The sequence below is a fragment of the Undibacterium sp. Ji50W genome, from assembly GCF_049340445.1.
Taxonomy (GTDB): Bacteria; Pseudomonadota; Gammaproteobacteria; order Burkholderiales; family Burkholderiaceae_D; genus Undibacterium.
In genome coordinates, this window is sequence record NZ_JBMPOX010000008.1 from 67,201 (window position 1) to 88,091 (window position 20,891).

Consider the following 20,891-nt stretch of genomic DNA (forward strand, 5'->3'; position numbering starts at 1 on the left):
GACATGAATAAAATAACTGCCCCTCTTTCTGTTTCGACTTTATCTGAAACATCGTCAGCTTCAGTCAACCCAGTTTCAGTTAACCCGGCTGCTGTGGAATCGCAAGCCATAGGTGCTGCCTTGCTGACTGCAGCCCTGTTGCTGCCCGGCCTGGGCGTAGCCCGTGCCGAAACGCCGCCAGAACATGCCAGCCTCAGTCTCAAGTACCTGAACTATGAAGAAAAACAGGATGGGTTGAAACGCATTACTGCCAATTCTCCTTCACTGTCCCTGATTACCCCTCTGGGTTCAGAATGGTCGCTGGATGCCACCCTGACGTCGGATGATGTATCCGGCGCATCGCCGCGTTACCACACCGCGATTTCAGGTGCTTCACGCATGAATGACCAGCGTACTGCCGGTGATGTAGCATTCACTCGTTACTTCCCGCGTGCCAGCCTGACAGTGGGTACCGCCTATTCAACTGAACATGATTACGAGTCACGTGCCTTGTCGCTGACCGGCACGTATTCCAGTGAAGACAAGAACACCACTTGGACCGCTGGCCTGGGTGGCAGCCATGACCGCATCAACCCTACCAACCTGATCGTCAAAAATGAAACAAAAAAAACCATCAGCCTCATGGCGGGTGTGACGCAGGTGATTACTGCGCAAGATATCGCGCAATTGACGTTCAGTCATAGCCGTGGCGAAGGTTATTTTTCCGACCCTTACAAGGCGCTGGATAACCGTCCCCGAGAACGTAACCAGACCACCCTGCTGGCACGCTGGAATCATCACTTCCTGGAAACAGGTGGCACCGGTCGTTTCAGTTACCGCTATTACAGCGACAGCTATGATGTGAAGGCACATACCCTGACCGCGGAATATGTACAGCCCTTGTCGCAAGGCTGGACGGTCACGCCTTCGCTGCGCATGTATTCACAAAGTGCGGCCAGTTTCTATTTTGACCCGGTCTATGACGCCAAACTGGGCGCACCATTCCCGCCCGGTTTTGTGTTTTCTTCCAACCAGCTAAACTCTGCCGATCAGCGCCTGTCAGGCTTTGGTGCACTGACTTTTGGTATCAAAGTGGCCAAACAACTGACGCGTGACTGGACGGTAGACGTGAAACTGGAAAACTATGAACAGCGCGGCAACTGGCGTCTGTTCCACAAGGGTAGCCCGGGACTGGCTGCGTTGGAGGCGCAAAGCATACAACTGGGCATCAGCAAGCAGTGGTAGGTGCCTGACGGCAATCGATGATTGCCGTTTCCTTGCGCCTTGCGTGGTGCGGGACGGTCTATGCCCTGACTATCCTGCATCCGCAAACTTGCCCATGGGTTTATCGCCCCAAAAAAATCGGGAGTTTGAATGAAACATAATTTTTTCTATAAATGGTTTTCTGCATTGCTGCTCTTGCTGATGTGTGGTTTATCACAGCAGGCAGCGGCAGCAGATGATTTCCTGGACCCGGAACGGGCTTTCCAGTTACAAGCCGAGCTGCGTGATGCGAAAACCCTGGTGCTGTCCTGGACGATAGCCAAGGATTACCATCTCTACCGTGAGCGTCTGAGTTTCAATGCAGTTGAAGCGGGCGTCATCCTGGGTGAACCCAAGTTGCCGGACGGCATACGCAAATTTGATACCACTTTCAACAAGGAAGTGGAAACCTATGCCGGCCGCCTGCTGGTGGAATTACCCATCACCAAAGCGGCACAGGTGTTTACATTGAAGGTAGGTTATCAGGGTTGTGCCGATGCTGGCCTGTGCTATCCACCGGCAGAACAACACTATCGGGTTGATACCTCGGTTCCCGGTAAATTATCGCTCCAGCCTGTAGAGCAGGCTGCGCCAGTGCCAGCAGCTACGCCAACAACTGCGCCAGCAGCGTCGTCAACATCAGTTGCGCCAATTGCAGCCGCAGCCCCAGCCGCCAGCGAATCTGGCCACAAGGAAGACGATAGCTCACTGGCCCAGCGCACCTTGCAAAGTGGCAGCCTGTGGCGCATAGGCATGGCATTCCTGGTATTTGGTTTGCTGCTGTCGTTCACTCCTTGTGTACTGCCCATGGTGCCGATTTTGTCGTCGATTATTGTGGGTGAAGGCAATGTCTCGCGTGGCCGTGGTTTCATGCTGGCGCTGGCGTATTGCCTGGGCATGGCGCTGGTGTATACCTTGCTGGGCGTGGCTGCCGGCCTGGCTGGTGAAGGCCTGGCAGGGGCTTTGCAAAAGCCCTGGGTCTTGCTGACCTTTGGTGCCTTGCTGCTTGGTCTGGCGCTGTCCATGTTTGATGTCTATCAATTGCAATTGCCTGGCGGCCTGCAAAGCCGTTTGAGCCAGGCCAGTGGTAATTTCAGCGGCGGCAAGTTCCTTGGCGTGTTTGTGATGGGCGCATTGTCGGCATTGATTGTTGGCCCGTGCGTGGCCGGGCCGCTGGCCGGTGCCTTGCTGTACATCAGCCAGACCCGTAATGTATTGATCGGTGCCTGGGCGCTGTTTTCCATGGCGGTAGGCATGAGCGTGCCATTGCTGTTGACGGGCATCTCTGCCGGCAGCCTGTTGCCACGTGCCGGTGCCTGGATGAACCAGGTCAAGAAACTGTTCGGTCTGTTGTTGATTGCCGTTGCTATCTGGATGGTCAGCCCGGTTTTCCCGGTGAAGATCATGATGGCGGTCTGGGGTGGTTTTGCGATCCTGTGCGCAGTCTTTTTGCATGTATTTGACGCATTGCCTGCGGGCGCAGCATTGCGAGCGTATGTCGCAAAGGCATTGGGCATTACTTTCCTGTTCCTGGGCTTGTTTGAACTCATCGGTGCCGCCAGCGATGGCAAGGATGTATTGCAACCTTTGGCCCATTTGCGCGGGGTAGCGAATACTGCGCAGATGGCGGATGCGGGTTCATCGGGAAATCATGCGGAAAATAAATTTACCCGCATCAAAAGCATTGCAGAACTGGATGCCGCTTTGGCTGCAACCAAGACACCTGTGATACTGGATTTTTATGCCGACTGGTGTGTGTCCTGCAAAGAGATGGAACGTTTCACCTTCTCCGAACCCAAGGTCAGCGAACAACTGAAACAGGTGCGCCTGCTGCAAGTGGATGTGACTGCCAACAGCGATATGGAAAAAGCGCTGATGAAACGTTTTTCCTTGTTTGGCCCGCCAGGCATCATCCTGTTTGACCGCAGCGGCAAGGAAGTGCCGGACAGCCGCATCATCGGCTACCTGGAACCTGAACGCTTCGTGCAACATTTGTCGCGCCATTTTGCGCTGTAAAATCATCTTATTCCAGATTGCGTAGCATGACCAATACACCAACATCGACACCAACATCGACACCAACATCGACAACGACAACGACACCAAAGCACGCTCATGTATTAATTCTTGGCTCTGGCCCCGCGGGTTATTCTGCTGCCGTGTATGCAGCCCGTGCCAACCTGAAACCGGTGCTGATCACCGGGGTCGAGCAAGGCGGCCAACTGATGACGACCACGGACGTGGAAAACTGGCCTGCCGACCCCATGGGCGTACAAGGCCCGGAGCTGATGCAGCGTTTCCTGCAACATGCAGAACGCTTCAATACCGAGATCATTTTTGATTACATCCACACCGCCAAGCTGGATGAAAAACCGATACGCCTGATTGGTGACCAGGCGCAATACACTTGTGATTCATTGATTATCGCCACCGGCGCATCTGCCCAATACCTGGGCCTGCCGTCTGAGCAAGCCTTCATGGGCAAGGGTGTATCTGCCTGCGCTACCTGTGATGGTTTTTTCTATCGCGGTAAAGAAGTGGCGGTGGTGGGTGGTGGTAATACGGCGGTGGAAGAAGCGCTGTACCTGTCAAATATTGCAAGCAAGGTGACGGTGATTCATCGTCGTGAAAAGTTCCGTGCCGAAGCCATCCTGATCGACCGTTTGATGGCCAAAGTGGCCGAAGGCAAGATCGAAGTCAAATGGAACCACACACTGGATGAAGTGGTTGGAGATGCATCTGGCGTGACCGGTATCAAGGTCAAGGCAGCCAATGGCACGGTGACACCCATTACCGTGCACGGTGTTTTCATCGCGATTGGTCACAAGCCTAACACCAGCATTTTTGAAGGCCAACTGGAAATGCATAACGGCTACATCAAGACCCGTACCGGTACCGAAGGCATGGCAACCGCCACCAATGTGCCTGGCGTGTTTGCTGCCGGTGATGTGCAGGATCATGTGTATCGCCAGGCGATCACCAGTGCCGGCACCGGTTGCATGGCAGCGCTGGATGCGCAGCGCTTTTTGGAACAATAAATTTAGCCGATGACTTTGCGTGCGAAGGATTCGAGATAATCCATCAGACCGTCAGCCGCCTTGGCTGACTGTTCCTCATTGCCTTTTGCAATCGCTTTGGCGACCAGCATATGGCAGCGCGCGCCTTCTTCGATATCGCCTTCGTGCTGGAAGGCATACCAGAAGCGGCGGCACTTGATGATCAGCGGGACCACGGCAGACACTGCAGACGGGTTGCGGCAGGCTTCATGCACCACATGGTCCAGTGCCTGGTCGGCGGCCATGTAGTCATTCAAGTCATTGCGCTTGGCGGCAACCAGCATTTTATCGGCGCATTCTATGATGTCTTTGCGATGTTGTGGCGTGGCGCGACGGGCGGCGCTGGCGGCAATCAGGCGTTCGATGACGCGGCGGGTTTCTATCAGCGTCATGTGCTCGGCCGCCTCAATATCGCTGATGATCAAACCACGGCGCGGCATTTGCAAAATCAGGCCATTCGATGACATGCGCATCAGGGCTTCGCGCAATGGCGTGCGCCCCAGGCCAGTTCTTTCCACCAGTTCGGATTCCACCACCGGTGACCCCGGTTTCAGTTGCAGCGTGACGATCATACTTTCGATGGCGTCATAAGCCACGTCGGCTGCGCGCAGCTTGGGAGTGAAAGTCAGAATTTTTTCAGAAGTAGCAAGCATCAGATATCCATGTTCTGTATTTTGTATGGATTTTACCTATTTGAATACGAATTTTACCTTGTAAAAAAGGGTTGTTATCAAATTCTGCGTGTTTTCCTGTGTGAATTAACGATTTTTATCATATTGGAATATATCCATTTGCACGAATTTGCCTTGCGTTGTGGAGATTTTCCCATAATTTATGTAGAAATCAGCATACTTATGCTTGGTGTGCCGGGTTTTACGCTATGCTTCATTTTTTAAATATAATATTAATATATTTAAAGTGAAGTTGTTTCAAGTCGGCGTCAAATACCTTGGCAGCACTGCCAGGCTTTATAGTGAATGTCTTTTCTATTTTGGATTACACAAAATACATCGTGGCGCATGCCTTGCTGGTTAGTGTTGCTGGCAGTGCCAGCCAGATGGTTTTGGGTACATCCTGCTTTACTGTGGAGTGATCAATTGACACTGCATGCATCTGCTTTTCCTGCACAGGAAAAACGCCAGCAATTGGCCAGCCAGTTGGCGAATGTATTTTTTTCTGAAGCCTTGTTCGATGTGCTGTCCGACATCGTGTTTTTTGTCAAAGACCTGGAAGGGCGCTATCTGGTGGTGAACCATACCCTGGTGCGGCGTTGCGGTATGCGTGACAAGCAAGCTTTGTTAGGCAAACGGGCAGAGCAGCTGTTTCCCGCTTCACTGGCTGCCAGCTATGCAGCGCAAGATGCGCTAGTATTGGGCGGCAAAAAAGAAATTCATGACCAGTTGGAACTGCATTTGTATCCGAACCGTTCACCCGGCTGGTGCCTGACCCAAAAAATCCCGCTACGCGATGCACGTCACCAGATCGTTGGCATGACCGGCATATCACGCGACCTGGCCATGCCGGATCAGCGCCACCCCGTGTATGCCAAAATTGCCGCCGCGGTCAAACATTTACATCAAAATTATACGCAGACGGTTGCCATAGCAGACCTGGTGCAGTTGACCGGTTTGTCAGTGGCCCAGCTGGAACGTAATTTCCACAAGATATTTTCACTGACACCACGCCAGATGATGGTCAAGATACGCCTGGACGCCGCATCCAGCATGCTGGCAGAATCCACGCTGAGCATTACCGATGTCGCCGTTGCCTGTGGTTATCAGGACCACAGTGCGTTTTCGCGTATCTTCAAGGCGACAGTAGGGATGACCCCCAGTGATTACCGGGATGTGGTGCATAGGGGATGATGCATGCAACAAGTTGCATTGGCCTGGCGATTAGTCTAGTGATTGGCTTAGCGTATGCCCCACACAAAAGGATCGCGTTCATCCAGCAGCAGGCTGGCTTCTGCATTGACAAAGGCACTGCCGCGCAGACTGGGTAACAGCTTGCCGTCAGACGCAATACGGTAAGATGCTTCAAACACGCTGCCGATGATGCTTTCCTGACGCCAGACCTGGCCCTCTGCCAGTTTGCCATCCGCCGCCAGACAGGCCAGTTTGGCACTGGTGCCTGTGCCGCAAGGTGAACGGTCATAGGCCTTGCCGGGGCAAAGTACAAAGTTGCGGCTGTGATTTTCTGCAGAGGCAGGTGCGCCGAATAATTCTATGTGATCTATCAGCGCGCCACCGTCGCCAGTGATGTAATTGGCTTCCAGCGCTGTCCTGACACGCCAGCTAAAGTCGGTCAGCACATCGACATTGTCCAGCAGCAGGTTTTGTCCATGCTGATTGATGAGGAAAAACCAGTTACCGCCCCAGGCAATATCACCTGTGACCAGGCCATGGCCAGCTATATCCACCTGTACGGCTTGACGATAGCGATAGGACGCTACATTGTGCACCGTCACGCTGTGGTCTGCATGCAGTTCTGCCTCGACAATGCCCACCGGAGTTTCTATGCGGTGCTTGCCTGTGCCTATCCTGCCCTGATGTGCCAGCGTGACAATGAAACCTATCATGCCGTGACCGCACATGCCAAGGTAAGCGACGTTATTGAAGAAGATGACCGCCGCGGTACAGGAAGGGTCTTGTGGTGTGCAGGCCAGTGCGCCGACGATGACATCCGAACCGCGTGGTTCACACACAGTCGCCCGGCGGTAATGATCAAACTGCGCGCGAAAGACATGTAGACGTTCGGCCATGCTGCCTAGCCCCAGATCCGGTCCACCATCGACGATGATGCGGGTAGGTTCGCCGCCGGTATGAGAATCTATGACTATTATTTTCTTCATGTCGTTTTGCAGGGATAGTGGCGCAATAGTGCCGTAATAGAGGATAAGCAGCCTTCAGCATAGTGTATGCACGTCGCCATTGTCTTGACATGAAATCAAACCGGCTGTGACGAAATCAGCACAATACAAACACTGCAAACACTGGCGAATTAATCCGGCTTACCTGTATTCACCAGGTTTTTATAACGACCCACCTGCTCAGCCAGCATGCCGTCGGCGCCCGGTGCCATTTTGTCAAAGCCACCTAACATGTAACCGCCGACGCTATACGTTAGCACTAGCTTGCTGACGGCTTTGCTGGTGTCTGCTGACGCTTCTGTTGCGGCTCCTGCGATCGCTTTTGCGGGTTTAATGGCACTGAAATCCCAGGTCATGCTGCCCGCCAGGCCGGACCCTTGCATCGGGCCCAAAGCACCTGTCATGCGCAGGGTTTTGCCGGGGGCGACAAACACCACGCTCAAATGCTGCACACCGCCACCATTTGGCAGTTTTTCGCAAAAGCAGCCACCGGGGCGCGCATCGATGCTCAGGTTTTTCGCATTCTGTGAATAAGTGTGAGATGGGTTCCACCACAGGCTTACCTGGTTTACCATCAGCTCATAGGCTTGTTCAGCGGGAACATTCAACTGTACTTCATGTCGTATCAGAAAGCCGTTGGGACTGACATTGACCACTTCTGCCTGGATAGGGGCTGTGACAAAAAATAATGCACAAAAAGCAAATATGACGGATTTGAAGTTCATAGCGGTTTCCTTTTGCGTATTTTGAATTTCTTGTTGAGTTTATTCTTGCGCTACTTCTGGCGCTTTTTCTTGCGTTTTTTCTTGATTACGGTGTTTTCGAACCAGTTCTGTAAGCATTGACGAAACGATAGCAACTTCAGCCATCCTGGCGTGTAAAGAAGCCGGGTTTACCAGATGTTCATGCTAGCGTTGGTCAAAGAATATATCATCCTCAGCCCGGCTGACAGATGGTAAAGTAGGGGTCGTAAATTTGCCGTGCGATAATCCCGGCAGACTGAAGGAATTTTTATACTTGTTGCATGAATCTGTTTCCAAACAAAAATGAGCACACGATGCCTGAGGAGATCAAAAAACGCCTGACCGGCGGTTTGATCATCTCGCTATTGATACATGCATTTGTGCTCTCACTCCAATTTGGTTTGCCTGGCCTTGGTTTGCCCGAGCTGGAAGCCCCATGGAACAAGCGCAGGGCAGAAACGCCTGCCATCAGCATACAAATTGCCAATCCGGTAGCACCATCGGCCCCGGCCCCGGCTGACAATCCGCCAGCCAGTCCGGTCAATCCCGTCAGTTCAGCGCTTGCTTCGGCTCCGGTCGCTCCGCCTTTGCCTACGGTTCCGTCAGCGACACCACCGGCACCTGTGCCGCCAGTGACAGCGACCGAGCGCAATGAAAGCAAGCAGGCAGTAGCTGGCATACAACTGGTGGCGCCGCAAAAAGCTGCACCAGTGCCAGCCCTTGTGCCGGCCAAAGCGGCTAACAAGCAGCGTGCCAGCAAGAAAAACACCACAGATGCAGCACCACCCGTAGCAAAAACCCGCAAGGTACAGGCACCGGATGTACCGCGCCTGATCACCCAGGACGCCTTTCATGACGACAGCTTTGTCGTGGCCATACCCAATCCGGATGAAATCCCCAAAAAAGCAGAAGCTGAAACCGAACCCAAAAAACAGTTCGATGACATGACGCAGGAAGGCATAGACCAGGAGCAGGAACAGGAAAAAATTGCCCGCGCAGCCGAGCAAGAAAAGAAACGCAAACTGCGTGAAGAAAAGATGCGCAAGCAAGTTGAAGAACTGGCCCAGCAAAATGCAGCCGATGCGACCAAGCAGAACCAGCAACTGGCCAAACAACTGGATGAAGACAATCGCAAACAGGCCGATGAAGCAACGCGTCAACTGGCGGCTGCACTGGCTTTGCAAAAACAGCTGGAAGCAGAGGAACAGAACCGCCGTGCGCAACAAGACGCTGCCCGTGCTGAAGAAGTAAAACTGGCAGAGCAAAAACGCCAGGTCGAACAAAAGCAACAGGAAGAGCAGCGCCAGCAAGTACAACTGGCCCAGGCCACGCAAGCAGATCAAGCAGCTAAGGCAGCCCAGCAGTTGCAAGCGCAAAAAGAACAACAACTGCGAGAACAGCAGCAGCGCGAACAGCAAGCCCGTGAACAACAACTGGCAATGGAAGCGCGCAAGCAGGAAGAACAGCGCCAGCAAGCCGCAGTGGCCCGGCAAAAACAGGCGGATGAACAGCTAGCCAAAACCAAGGCCGAAGAACAACTGGCAAAACAGAGAACAGAAGAACTGGCCGCCCGTCAAAAAACCGAAGAACAGGCCCGCCAGCGTGCCGAACAGGTCGCCGCCGAACAGGGCGAGCGTGAACTGGCGCAAGCCGCCGCTACCAAGCTGGCCGCTGCTAACGCTGCCGCAGCAGCAACAGCAGCCGCGAATGCAGCCGCCAACGCCGCAGCCGCAAATGCTGCCGCTACTTCCGCCGCCAATGCCGCCGCAGCCAACCAGAACCAGGGACAAAGCACAGGCCCCAACGCCAATGCCAGTGGCAGCAATCCTGGCGGCAGCACATCGAACGGTGACAAGGCAGGTGCCTTTGTATTACCGAAGAGTTTGTTGGGCAGTGACCTGGCCAACCGCGCGCGCGAACAGGCACGCGGCCTGGATCTGTTACGTGGATCACCACCCGCAGCCAGCAGTAATAGCGAAGATAAACCACGCCGCCGCAGCGTGTTTGGCAGCATGGACAAAGACGTGCCGGTGCAGCTGTACATCGATAGCTGGAAACAGAAAATCGAGCGCAATGGCAATCTGAACTATTCACAAGTATCCAAAGACCGCGCCCGTGGCGACCCGGTAGTGACCGTTTCCATACGCAGCGACGGCAGCATAGAAGACATCACCATCAACCGCTCCAGCGGACGTGCTGATATCGACGAGGCCGCCCGCCGAATCATCCGCCTGAACGCCAAATACGCCGCCTTCCCGCCCAATATCGCGGCCCGCTACGACGTCATAGAAATTCGTCGCATCTGGAATTTTGATGAGAAGTTGAGGATTATTGAAGAGTTGCGCTAGGCGTAGATAACAGAACATTTACCATCTATAAAGCGTTGATGTACTTGTCGGAATGTATGTCGAAATACCGGCACGCAGCGCTGTGCCATGTGTTTTCATAGATATTGGCAAGAAAATACGTTATGATGTAATTTTGGAAATGTTTCTGGTATGAAGGTGGCAATGATGAAAAACATCTTTCGTGTTCTACTGATTCTTGTCTGTTTCGTACTTGTGGTCGGTTTTGGTGCCTGTGGCTTATTTGGCGTAACAGTGGGCTTGATTTCTATTAATTTGATGGCACTTGGCTTGGGTGTCGTCGGCCTGGCCATCTGCATTCTTTTATACAAATTGGTCGAGAAAATTTCTTCTTCAATGAAAAAAGACCAGGAATCAAATTAAGGTTTGGCATTTTTCTTTTCTCTGTTCACTCATTAATTCCTATGCAGATAAGCCTGCTAAGGTTTCCAGACATCTCGTCTGATTGATACGCACAATGAAGTTTTACGTATTTTCTGCGGACACCGCCCATGCAATCCATTTTGTTTTTGAATGGCTTGCCATCGCCGTCGGTGTACAAGTTTATCGCCTGCAAAGAGTGGGGCAGCGGCAATCGGGTATGCTCTCCCCCGGACATTATGGAGTCATTATTGGCTGTATATCAGGTGCGGCAATTGGCAACAAGGCTGCATTCTGGATGGAATATCCACAGCTTCTGAACGCTGTTTCTTCCAACCTCAACAGCCTGATTTCAGGGCAGTCTATCGTTGGTGGCTTGCTCGGAGGCTTGTTGGGCGTCGAAATTGCAAAAGTCATTCTCAGTCAAACACAGTCGACAGGCGATAATTTTGTATTACCTTTGATGATTGGTACAGTCATTGGCCGTGTCGGTTGTTTGCTTGCAGGCCTGAATGATGGTACTTACGGAAATGCGACTTCGTTACCATGGGGTATAGATTTTGGTGACGGCATTGAACGACATCCAACTCAAATTTATGACATGCTTTTTGTTTTGGCATGGGGTGGTTATTTATTGCGATTTCGTCCGATTCTGCAAGCGCAGGCTGGACTTATGTTCAAGTTGTATTTAGCTGGCTATCTGATATGGCGATTGTTCGCCGACAGCATAAAGCCTGCGCCCTACTATTACTTTGCATACCTTAGCGGCATACAACTATTGTGTGCCTTAGCACTTGTTATTTACCTGCCTTTGCTTGTGCGTCAGTTATCCAAGTTGAAGTTGATAAAAACAGCAGAGTAAGCATTGGACCAAGTTTTTCGAATACAAATGCAGATATTGGCAAGTATGGTCCAGTGTGAAGATTAAAAATCAACCAGGTACTGAATAATAAAGGAAGAAAACAAGATGACCCGGAAAAGTCGACCTTACCTTTTTTATGACACGACAAGCTCTGTTTGTTCTACCTGTTTGCATCCGGTAGAAGCAAAAATTATCTTCAAGGACGATAAAGTCTTTATGGATAAATGGTGTAGCGCACATGGAACTGAACGTGTCCTTGTCAGTGATGACGTTGAATACTACAGATTGTGTCGCGAAGTATTCGTTAAGCATCCCGAAATGCCAAAAATATTTAATACCAGCATGGAATATGGCTGCCCATACGATTGCGGCTTATGCCCCGATCACATGCAGCATTCTTGCCTGTCCATAGTCGAAATCACAGACAATTGCAATTTGAATTGCCCTGTCTGTTATGCCGAGAGTGGTACACATCGCGAACAGCACAAAACGCTTGCTGAAATTGTTCTTATGCTGGATGCGGTCGTCGCCAACGAAGGCGAAGCAGACGTCATGCAATTGTCAGGTGGTGAGCCAACTTTGCATCCACAATTTTGGGAAATTCTTGACGAGGTAAAGAAGCGCCCGATCAAGCATGTAATGATCAACACCAATGGCATAGTTTTGGCACAAGATACGGCTTTTGTCGAAAGGCTTGCTACTTATGCACCGGGTATTGAAGTGTACTTACAGTTTGATTCCTTTCGTGCAGAAGTGCATAAGGCACTTCGGGGTGCCGACTTGCGTCGCATACGGCAGCAGGCGTTAGAGAATTTAAATGCCTTAAACCTGTCGACCACCCTGGTTGTGACCTTAAAAAAAGGTTTAAATGATGACGAGATAGGTGACATCATCAACTTCGCCCTTACGCAGAAATGTGTACGCGGTGTCACCTTGCAACCGATACAGGATGCAGGACGTGTTGAGAACTATGATGCACGTCTGCATCGATTAACAGTATCGGAAATCCGTAGGAAAATATCGGAGCAATGCAGTGTATTTAGCCTGAAAGATATTGTGCCGGTACCTTGCAACCCGGACACACTGGCAATGGCGTATGCACTGAAAACTGAAGAGAAGACGGTCCCGTTGACGCGCTATCTTGATCCGCAGTCACTGGTTGAAGGAAGCGGAAATACTATCGTCTTTGAGCGGGATGAAAATTTAAAGAATGGAATGAAGGATCAGATATTTAAACTTTTCTCCACAAATCATTCTCCTGAGTCGCAGGCAAATTGCCTGTCTGAGTTGATGTGTTGCCTGCCATTGATTTCTGCGCCACAAAACCTCAAATATGACAACGTGTTCCGCGTATTGATAGTTCAATTCATGGATGCTTATTCACTTGATGTCCGCGCACTGAAAAAGTCATGCATACATTTTGCTCTACCCGATGGAAGGATGATTCCATTTGAGAGTTATAACTTACTATACAGAGAACCTAGCCACCTGCAAGAAATACGCAGCAGCATTAAACGGCAAAGTCTTGACAGGTTGCCTGGAAAATTGAAATTTAAGTATATTCCGGTCGCAGATATTAGTTGAGCACATATTGCTTGTGGGCTGACAATAATTTCCGTTTTTTTGAAAATACACGATGCAAAAATTAAAACCGTATTCCATTACCTCAATCGCATTGATCGGCATCTGTGTTGTGGTTGCCCTGTTATCCCATCTGGGTGAGTCGGAAGAATTTTTGCGAATTCTGTTTATTGCCGACCCTGATCATCCTGGTTTGTCTGACGTGTTGTCGGGACAGATTTGGCGCCTGATTACTCCCATATTTATCCACTTCAACGTGATGCATATTATTTTCAATATGTTGTGGGTGTGGGATTTGGGACGTCGGATTGACAGGGAAAAAGGCGCAAGATTTTATATAGGCTTTGTAGCTGCTACCGCAGTGGTGTCCAATCTCGCGCAGTATGTTGTTTCGCAAAGCCCGTTTTTTGGTGGCATGTCTGGTGTCGTGTATGGCTTGTTTGGCTATATGTGGATACGTGGGCGATTCGATAAAAGTTTTAATTCCGGCATGCGCAAGGAAACCGTGCACATGATGCTGGCCTGGCTGGTCCTGTGCTGGACCGGATTATTAGGCCCTATTGCAAACTGGGCGCATCTGGCGGGCCTTCTGGTGGGGGTAGTCTGGGCTTATCTTGAAACCCGGTTGATTGATACGACGAAAGTGGCGAAAGCGCCAGAGAATATCAATTTATCCAAAAAACAAAACCTGGTCTATCTGTCGTCTGCAGATATCTTGAAAATTGAAGCGCAAAGGTCGTGGGTGAGGGAACACTATCTGCCCGATGCCAGGCATAAATTTGATACCGTCGCCGGTAAGCTCAACATCATCGACGCGATATTGAATCAAAAGCTACTTGCTGAGCGGCCACAGCATGAACAAGATGCGCTGGAAATTGTTTTTGCTGACGCACTGGTGCAAGAGACTGGTCTGGGATGGGCAGCCATCGATGATGGCGATAGCCGAACGCTGGTGCTGGTGACTGCCGACGCACCCCTGGTGATTTTTGGATTGGTTCCTGCCGCCAGATTATTATCAGATAATGCAAGACCTGATGTCGCGGGAGCATTTGCCACGACGCTTGAGTCCATACGCAAGATGATACAGGGGAGGGCAACACCAGTGCCCTGACTCCCGCATCGTTGATCAGGGCAGGGCAGTTGGTTTTGCCAGATAGCTGGATGAATAAGTCTTGAACTGACCGCCATCGGTATTGATATTGGTCTGGTTGACTTCACCGGGGCTGAACACCGCACCGATGCCGCCGACTGCCACCATCTCGCTGGTATGCGTGAGGAAATAGCGCACGCGGTTATCGCGCCATTTCAGGGCTGATCCAAACTGGCTGGAGGGTACGCCCAGTGGTGTCTGCCACCACAAGACCGGCAATTGCAGGCCCTGGTAATAGGTTTTGGCCAGCGCAAAATGTTCCTTGAAATTGGGTGAAGTAATATTCGCTTCATCCCAGTACCAGGGGGTATCCAGGCGTGTGCAATACGAAACCTGTGGGGTATTTTCAAAACAGCCGGCATCCCGGTCCAGGGTTTGCATGACGATAAAATCAGCTTTGTCTGCCCCCAGTTTCTGCATATACGACAAGGCCGTGGTGTGCAGGTCACCAAACAGCGCGGGCGGGAAACCGACATAGGCATTCGGCGCATATTTCCTGGCGATTTGCATCAGGCATTGGGCGATGCCGGTCACGCTGTTTTGCAGCGTGCTGCAATCAGCATCAATATTCACCAGCGCAAATACGGTCGACGGGTCCGCATTATTGGATGCCCTTTGGGTATAACCCCAAAAATCAGGCTCAAAATTCACCAGCGCGGGTTTGCCATAAGTCTTCAATTGCTGGAATAGCAGGCGCACATTGTTCCAGTAATTTTTCATGAAGGTGGTATTGCTCAGGCCGCTCAGGTTACCGTCCCCATTGCTGGCCATCTGATACAGCGTGAACATGGGCACTGCCCCCAAGGCATCGGCATTTTTGGCGACGATCTGCACATAGGCACCAGAAGGGCTGTTCCAGGTCGGCCAGGACCCATCGCCCACGCCCACCAGGTATTGATCATAAATGTCGGGGGTAATAGCCTGTTTCTGGATATCGGCCAGCTCTGTCGTACCCAGCCCCACCAGGAAGCGTGAGGGCTTGCCCAGTTTGACTACCAGGGCTGCAGCTTTTTTCTCTAGCGTGGCGACAGTCGTGCCAGTCGTTGTGCCAGTGGTGGTACCTGTCGTCGTACCCGTGGTCGTACCGGTCGTTGTACCCGTGGTCGTGCCTGTGGTTGTACCGGTCGTTGTTCCTGTAGTGGTGGTAGTGCTTGTCGTTGCTGCCGTGGAACCACCGCCACCGCCGCAGGCACTGGTCACAAGCAGTAGGCCGGTGGCCAGTAAAAGAGGAATTTTCATAAAGAGGGTAGAAAGCATCAAGGTATCCGTTCATGATAGACGAAGCCATCACTGCCGGGCTTAAACCGCCCTGGGCTTGCTGATAAAATAACAATCCTTCACAATGTTGACATGCTGAATCCACCCACCAAACGTAGCCTCTGCCCGCAGTGCCGCAGACCTGTCACTGCCTGTATTTGCCAATGGGTAACAAGTATTGCCAATGTCCCGGCTGTGCTGATCTTGCAGCACCCGCTGGAAGTGAACAATGCCAAGGGCAGCGCTCGCCTGCTGCATCTTTGCCTGCAGATGGCCAGTCTGGTAGAAGGGGAACAATTTGAAGAACAGCAGCTGCAATCCCTGCTGCATGCAGGCAATCAACTACCCGTCTTGCTATACCCATCCACCACGCAAAATGATGCAGATGACTTGCGGTATGAAGCACCAGAGTTTGTGTTGCAGGGACAGGTGCCATGCAATCTGCGGCTGGTGATACTCGACGCCACCTGGCGTAAAAGTCGCAAGATGCTATACCTGAATCCACTACTGCAACAACTGCCACGTTTTAGCCTGCAAGACATGCCAGCCTCCCACTACCGCATACGCAAGGCGCATGCACCGGATCAGTTATCGACGCTGGAGGCGGTTTGTTATGCGCTGATGCAGCTTGAGCAGGATGAGGGGAAGTATTTGCCGCTGTTGCGGGCCTTTGACGGGTTTGTGGGGCAGCAGATGGGGTTCAGACCGCTGCAGATAAATCCTTAAAGGCAGAGCCCCGCGAAAAGCGGGGCTCAAAGTTTCAGGACCGCATCAAATCAGCACATTGATAATCGCATTCCCTATACCTATCAATGCAGCACCAGAAATCAAACCAGCGCAGATAGGTTCACATCCCTCTACCCAGAAATCATGTCCCTTGGTACCGGCTTGCGTATGGCGGCGGCCCATCCACCAGAAGATGGCGGCACCTATCCACATGGCCAGGCAGGATTCTGGTGGCAGGATGACGCCCAGGCCGATGGAGACGGCGGACAGCGGGAAGCGGCCCTTGGTGAAGATGCGCGCGACTTCGATGATGGTGGCAGCGACTGCCGCCACGATAATGGCGGTAATGGCAGAGGATGGCAGGCTGCTGAAGCCTTTGGCGATCAGTTCTGCCACGCCTTTCCATTGCATCGCACCAGGGAAGGCAAACTTGTCGGACACGATGGTGGCGGTGGAGCGTATGCCATTTGCATCAGGCGGCAAGAACAGCAGGAAGTACAAGGGTACGCAAGCCAGTCCGCCAGAGAAGATACCGATGATATGGCCTATGGCTTGTTGTCTTGGTTTGGCACCCAGCATGTAACCGGGTTTGATGTCAGACAGCAGGTTGGATGCATTCGACGCTACTTCTGCCGTCATGCCGGCAGGGATCAGGTTGTTGGCCGGGTTGGCACTGTCAATCGCGCCCATGCTGAACTGGGTGATTTTTGACAGGGTGCTGGTGGGTGTCCAGGATGTCAGTGCCATTGCATTGGCGCAGATGATGGTGAGGATGAATACCAGCGGCAGGGTGATGATGGACATAAACCATGGCACGCCAAAGAAGGCATGCGTGGTCCAGGCCGCCAGTACACTGAAGATGGGGATGCCGATATAGGAAATGATGAGCGGCACTTCGATATGGTCCAGGATGTTGCTGCCCTTGTCGGCGACTTTATTCTTGTCTGCCTTTTTGAAGATGCTGGTGAACAGTTCGGGCTTGGCAGCCAGGCTGATGAAGGATGCCACCACCATCATCGACACCGCCCACCACAAGCCCCACTGGTTGACGATTTCCGTACGCGAGATAGGTACGATCTTGCCACTCGGTGCTATCCGTTCAATGATGTCGCCGCGCTGTATCATCCATGGCGCCAGGAACACGAAGTTGATGATGGTACCCAGTAAGACGCTGCTGGCGACACGTATGCCCATCAGGCCACCGACGCCCAGCATGGCGGCATCGAGGGTCAGGCGCAGACCCAAAGCACGGAAATCTGTGCCAAGGATTTTGGGGATCAGCAAATCATATTTGACGGCGGCGGTGTAATAGTAGTGATCGATGCGTTCCTGGAAATGCCAGGCTTCGGTCATGCTGGTCCATTTATCCATGCGCAGGATTTTGAACTGGATCAGCTTCATCCAGCCATCGCTGGTGAGCATCTGGTATATCGCTGTCCACATGGCGGTAAAGGCCATCAGGCGTGCCTTGTACATGCCGCTGGCGGCTTCGCCGGTATACACGGCGTCCAGCACCACGCCACAGGCACGGCCTTCGGGGAAGGGCAGTTGGTCTTCATTGATGAAGCGGCGCTTCATGGGGAAGGCAACCAGCACACCCAGGATGGAGCAGACGCTCATCCACACCACCAGGTGCCACCAGGTGACCACGGTGCCGCTGATCAGCATATAGGCGGACAGCACGGTATTGAGCGGCATCGTCATGTAACCGGCCGCAGTGGCGATGGATTGCGTGCAGTTGTTTTCGAGGATGGTGAAATCCTTGGCGATACCCAGGTTGGCGAGTATCTTGAAAATCGCAAATGCCAGAATGACGGATGTCAGGCCAACACCGATGGTGATACCAGTTTTGGCACCAATATATAAAGCGGTGGCCGACAAGATGCCGCCCAGCAGAAAACCGGTGAATGCCGAGCGTATGGTCAGCTGTGCCATGTCGCCACGGTAAATATTGGTGAACCACCACTCGTCCTTTTGGGCGCGAGTCCAGGTCCGGATCTGCTCGTCGCTTAATTGTTGCAGCGCCATGTTGTCTCCAAAACAGGTTGTCGGAATTGATATGCTTGAATATCAGCCGCTGGCAAGTGCTGCTTATTCACAAGATCATTGCAAATTTGAAACACTGGCTCTTCAATATGAAAATTTTCTTTCAGGTGCGGCAGTATCCAAGCCGCAGATGTTTTCTGTCAAGCGCCGAAAGAAAAAGTTTGTTGAATTGTTTTGAAGGGGGAAATTTGTTTGCCATTCAATCTACATCGTGGCGCTGGATAGGTAGATCAAAACTAATAACAAAAAGCCCCGCAACTTGCGTTGCGGGGCTTTTGAGCAATGCGACTCCGTGGGAGTAGCGCAGTAGCTATTACATCATGCCGCCCATACCACCCATACCGCCCATGCCACCCATATCACCACCCATGCCGCCGCCTGCTTTGTCGTCAGGCAATTCAGCAACCAGTGCATCGGTAGTCAGGATCAGGCCGGCAACAGATGCTGCATTTTGCAATGCAGAGCGTGTTACTTTGGCTGGGTCCAGGATACCCATTTCTATCATGTCACCGTAGGTGTCATTGGCAGCGTTGAAGCCGTAGTTGCCTTTGCCATTGATGATGGCGTTCACAACAACACTAGGTTCGCCACCGGCGTTAGCTACGATTTCACGCAAAGGTGCTTCGATTGCTTTCAGAACCAGTTTGATACCGGCTTCTTGATCCGCATTGTCACCTTTGATGTCGCCAGCAGCTTGACGTGCGCGCAGCAGGGCAACGCCACCGCCAGGAACAACGCCTTCTTCTACGGCAGCGCGAGTTGCGTGCAGAGCATCTTCAACGCGGGCTTTTTTCTCTTTCATTTCAACTTCAGTTGCAGCACCAACCTTGATCACAGCAACACCGCCTGCCAGTTTGGCAACGCGTTCTTGCAGTTTTTCACGGTCGTAGTCAGAAGTTGCTTCTTCGATTTGCGCGCGGATTTGTTTAACGCGTGCTTCGATACCAACAGCCTGGCCAGCGCCATCGATAACGGTCGTGTTTTCTTTACCGATTTCGATACGTTTAGCTTGGCCCAGATCAGCCAGCGTTGCTTTTTCCAGAGTCAGGCCAACTTCTTCAGCAATCACTTGACCACCGGTCAGGATAGCGATGTCTTCCAGCATGGCTTTGCGACGGTCGCCGAAGCCTGGTGCTTTAACAGCAGCAGTTTTCAGGATGCCACGGATGTTGTTGACAACCAGAGTAGCCAGCGCTTCGCCGTCTACATCTTCAGCGATGATCAGCAGTGGGCGACCGGATTTTGCAACTTGTTCCAGTATTGGCAACAAGTCACGGATGTTCGAGATTTTTTTGTCGAACAACAGGACGAACGGGTTTTCCAGGATAACAGATTGTTTTTCTGGATTGTTGATGAAGTAGGGTGACAGATAGCCACGGTCAAACTGCATACCTTCAACGATGTCGAGTTCGTTGTCCAGGGATTTGCCGTCTTCAACAGTGATCACGCCTTCTTTGCCGACTTTGTCCATTGCTTTGGCAATGATGTCCCCGATGTTGGCATCAGAGTTGGCAGAGATGGAACCAACTTGAGCGATTTCTTTGTTGGTAGTGGTTGGCTTGGACAGTGTTTTGATTTCAGCAACGATGGCTGTTACCGCTTTGTCGATACCGCGTTTCAAGTCAGTTGGGTTGAAGCCAGCTGCTACATATTTGAAACCTTCGCGAACGATGGCTTGTGCCAGAACAGTCGCTGTGGTTGTACCGTCACCGGCGTTGTCAGAAGTGCGGGAAGCCACTTCTTTCACCAGTTGCGCACCCATGTTTTCCAGCCTGTCTTTCAGTTCGATCTCTTTAGCAACCGAGACACCGTCTTTGGTTACTGTGGGTGCGCCGAAAGAGCGTTCCAGAACAACGTTACGGCCTTTAGGGCCCAGGGTGACTTTTACTGCGTTTGCCAGGATGTTGACACCATTGACGATTTTCGCACGGGCGTCATCACCAAAAATTACTTGTTTAGCTGCCATATTAATTCTCCGAATTCTTTAATTGATATCGTGGATGCCGATTACTTCTGTACGACCGCGAAGATATCTTCTTCACGCATCACCAGAACTTCGTTGCCGTCAACTTTGACAGCCTGACCAGAATATTTACCGAACAAAACGCGGTCGCCAACTTTAACGTCCAGGGCGCGCACAGTACCGTTGTCCAGCAGTTTGCCAGGACCAACAGCCAGTACTTCACCTTGATCTGGCTTTTCAGCAGCGGCGTCAGGCAGAACGATACCGGATGCGGTTTTTGTTTCTTGATCCAGGCGTTTCACGATCAGGCGATCGTGCAGGGGACGAAGGTTCATACAAGCTCCTTTAAATTTGCGAGTAATTACTATTGGAATTCAATTAAGCTGGGGAGAGACTTGTTAGCACTCTCTCCCAACGAGTGCTAAGTATATGGGCGAGCTCTATGCTTTTCAAGACTGGAAAATGGACTAAATTAAAATTTCCTTAGAAATCATGCATTTATAATGTCAAAACCATGCATTTAAATGCACTTTAGATAATTAATTTAGTTGCATCATTGAAATATTGCCGCATAGAAAATGTGAGTTTTTGTAACGCTGGTGCTTTTGTTGCAGTAAATCATCGAAAATACTGCCTATAAATTAAGCGAAATGTTTAGGCTACCGGTGCA

Annotated in this window: 18 protein-coding genes; 11 read left to right on the top strand and 7 right to left on the bottom strand. The window is 51.6% G+C overall.

Features of this window, described 5'->3' with window-relative positions:
- Nucleotides 1–3: 3 nt before the first annotated feature.
- The 3 genes from ACO0K9_RS13605 (at nt 4) to trxB (ending at nt 4,280) form a co-directional block, all read left to right on the top strand.
- On the top strand, nt 4–1,224 hold the full coding sequence (locus ACO0K9_RS13605) for a DUF3570 domain-containing protein (protein ID WP_422985744.1): 1,221 nt from the start codon (nt 4–6) through the stop codon (nt 1,222–1,224).
- Nucleotides 1,225–1,353: 129 nt separating this feature from the next.
- On the top strand, nt 1,354–3,258 hold the full coding sequence (gene dsbD, locus ACO0K9_RS13610; protein WP_422985746.1) for a protein-disulfide reductase DsbD: 1,905 nt from the start codon (nt 1,354–1,356) through the stop codon (nt 3,256–3,258).
- Nucleotides 3,259–3,284: 26 nt separating this feature from the next.
- The gene (gene trxB / locus ACO0K9_RS13615) at nt 3,285–4,280 is read left to right on the top strand and encodes a thioredoxin-disulfide reductase (protein ID WP_422985748.1); all 996 of its coding nucleotides are present in this window, start codon (nt 3,285–3,287) and stop codon (nt 4,278–4,280) included.
- 2 nt (nt 4,281–4,282) lie between these two features.
- Here trxB and ACO0K9_RS13620 read toward each other — a convergent pair whose 3' ends face one another.
- Complete coding sequence (locus ACO0K9_RS13620; RefSeq protein ID WP_186947439.1) at nt 4,283–4,951, bottom strand: GntR family transcriptional regulator; 669 nt, start codon at nt 4,949–4,951, stop codon at nt 4,283–4,285.
- A 366-nt stretch (nt 4,952–5,317) separates the two neighbouring features.
- Here ACO0K9_RS13620 and ACO0K9_RS13625 point away from each other — a divergent pair, with 366 nt between their 5' ends.
- The gene (locus tag ACO0K9_RS13625) at nt 5,318–6,163 is read left to right on the top strand and encodes a helix-turn-helix domain-containing protein (protein WP_422985750.1); all 846 of its coding nucleotides are present in this window, start codon (nt 5,318–5,320) and stop codon (nt 6,161–6,163) included.
- Between the two features lie 47 nt (nt 6,164–6,210).
- On the opposite strand, the gene ACO0K9_RS13630 is transcribed toward ACO0K9_RS13625, so the two are convergent.
- Both ACO0K9_RS13630 and ACO0K9_RS13635 read right to left on the bottom strand, forming a co-directional pair.
- Nucleotides 6,211–7,149 carry a 4-hydroxyproline epimerase gene (locus tag ACO0K9_RS13630; protein WP_422985752.1) on the bottom strand — a complete coding sequence of 313 codons (939 nt, stop codon included), beginning with the start codon at nt 7,147–7,149 and terminating at the stop codon, nt 6,211–6,213.
- Between the two features lie 149 nt (nt 7,150–7,298).
- Complete coding sequence (locus ACO0K9_RS13635) at nt 7,299–7,892, bottom strand: hypothetical protein (protein ID WP_422985754.1); 594 nt, start codon at nt 7,890–7,892, stop codon at nt 7,299–7,301.
- Between the two features lie 332 nt (nt 7,893–8,224).
- Here ACO0K9_RS13635 and ACO0K9_RS13640 point away from each other — a divergent pair, with 332 nt between their 5' ends.
- The 5 genes from ACO0K9_RS13640 to ACO0K9_RS13660 all read left to right on the top strand — a co-directional run bounded on the left by ACO0K9_RS13640 (nt 8,225) and on the right by ACO0K9_RS13660 (nt 14,190).
- Nucleotides 8,225–10,258, top strand: a complete 2,034-nt coding sequence (locus tag ACO0K9_RS13640; protein WP_422985756.1) for a TonB family protein — start codon at nt 8,225–8,227, stop codon at nt 10,256–10,258.
- Between the two features lie 165 nt (nt 10,259–10,423).
- The gene (locus ACO0K9_RS13645; protein ID WP_422985758.1) at nt 10,424–10,639 is read left to right on the top strand and encodes a hypothetical protein; all 216 of its coding nucleotides are present in this window, start codon (nt 10,424–10,426) and stop codon (nt 10,637–10,639) included.
- Nucleotides 10,640–10,733: 94 nt separating this feature from the next.
- On the top strand, nt 10,734–11,498 hold the full coding sequence (locus tag ACO0K9_RS13650; protein WP_422985760.1) for a prolipoprotein diacylglyceryl transferase family protein: 765 nt from the start codon (nt 10,734–10,736) through the stop codon (nt 11,496–11,498).
- 105 nt (nt 11,499–11,603) lie between these two features.
- Nucleotides 11,604–13,082 (top strand): radical SAM protein, encoded by a 1,479-nt coding sequence (locus ACO0K9_RS13655; protein WP_422985762.1) that lies wholly within the window; start codon nt 11,604–11,606, stop codon nt 13,080–13,082.
- A 52-nt stretch (nt 13,083–13,134) separates the two neighbouring features.
- On the top strand, nt 13,135–14,190 hold the full coding sequence (locus tag ACO0K9_RS13660) for a rhomboid family intramembrane serine protease (RefSeq protein WP_422985764.1): 1,056 nt from the start codon (nt 13,135–13,137) through the stop codon (nt 14,188–14,190).
- A gap of 15 nt (nt 14,191–14,205) precedes the next feature.
- Here the strand turns inward: ACO0K9_RS13660 and ACO0K9_RS13665 are convergent, their stop codons facing one another.
- On the bottom strand, nt 14,206–15,468 hold the full coding sequence (locus tag ACO0K9_RS13665) for a hypothetical protein (protein ID WP_422985766.1): 1,263 nt from the start codon (nt 15,466–15,468) through the stop codon (nt 14,206–14,208).
- A 111-nt stretch (nt 15,469–15,579) separates the two neighbouring features.
- Between ACO0K9_RS13665 and ACO0K9_RS13670 the strand changes: the two genes are divergently transcribed.
- Nucleotides 15,580–16,212 carry a tRNA-uridine aminocarboxypropyltransferase gene (locus ACO0K9_RS13670; protein WP_422985768.1) on the top strand — a complete coding sequence of 211 codons (633 nt, stop codon included), beginning with the start codon at nt 15,580–15,582 and terminating at the stop codon, nt 16,210–16,212.
- 45 nt (nt 16,213–16,257) lie between these two features.
- Here the strand turns inward: ACO0K9_RS13670 and ACO0K9_RS13675 are convergent, their stop codons facing one another.
- Nucleotides 16,258–18,240: an OPT family oligopeptide transporter gene (locus ACO0K9_RS13675; RefSeq protein ID WP_422985770.1), complete on the bottom strand. Its 1,983-nt coding sequence runs from the start codon at nt 18,238–18,240 to the stop codon at nt 16,258–16,260.
- Between ACO0K9_RS13675 and ACO0K9_RS13680 the strand changes: the two genes are divergently transcribed.
- A complete protein-coding gene (locus ACO0K9_RS13680) occupies nt 18,239–18,436 on the top strand; it encodes a hypothetical protein (protein WP_422985772.1) in 198 nt (65 codons plus the stop codon). The genes ACO0K9_RS13675 and ACO0K9_RS13680 overlap by 2 nt on opposite strands.
- A 135-nt stretch (nt 18,437–18,571) precedes the next feature.
- On the opposite strand, the gene groL is transcribed toward ACO0K9_RS13680, so the two are convergent.
- On the bottom strand, nt 18,572–20,224 hold the full coding sequence (gene groL / locus ACO0K9_RS13685) for a chaperonin GroEL (RefSeq protein ID WP_422985774.1): 1,653 nt from the start codon (nt 20,222–20,224) through the stop codon (nt 18,572–18,574).
- Nucleotides 20,225–20,265: 41 nt separating this feature from the next.
- On the bottom strand, nt 20,266–20,556 hold the full coding sequence (groES, locus tag ACO0K9_RS13690; RefSeq protein WP_110257032.1) for a co-chaperone GroES: 291 nt from the start codon (nt 20,554–20,556) through the stop codon (nt 20,266–20,268).
- Nucleotides 20,557–20,891 lie beyond the last annotated feature (335 nt).